Genomic DNA, 338 nt, shown 5'->3' with positions numbered 1-338 from the left:
AACACCACCGTTACGGACACTCCGGGTACCGACAACACCACTACTGTGACGCTGACAGCGCCTAACGCTGTTAACGAAGGCGGACAGATTACGTACACCGCCACGCTGTCCAACAAGGCGGGCACTGACGTAACGCTGAAACTCGACAACGGTTCTTCGATCACCATCAAGGCTGGCGACACTGTTGGCACTGTGACCGTGCCCGCTCCTAGCGATGACGTGTTCATCGACAAGAGCAGCCAGACCGTCAAGATTACTGACGCTTCCGGCGGCAACTTCGAAAAACTCGAAGTCGCAGGTAACGGCGCAACCACCACGATCAACGACACCATCGACAA

Annotated in this window: 1 protein-coding gene; it reads left to right on the top strand. The window is 56.2% G+C overall.

The window, feature by feature from the left end; translation table 11 throughout:
* On the top strand, positions 1-338 hold a 338-nt coding region (locus tag ACTJLA_RS26840), incomplete at both ends, for an immunoglobulin-like domain-containing protein (RefSeq protein WP_440842502.1).

The organism is Pseudomonas sp. 22072, assembly GCF_052046095.1.
GTDB classification, from domain to species: domain Bacteria; phylum Pseudomonadota; class Gammaproteobacteria; order Pseudomonadales; family Pseudomonadaceae; genus Aquipseudomonas; species Aquipseudomonas paracarnis.
The sequence above is the reverse complement of the archived record's forward strand: the minus strand, read 5'-3'. Positions and strand labels throughout refer to the sequence as shown.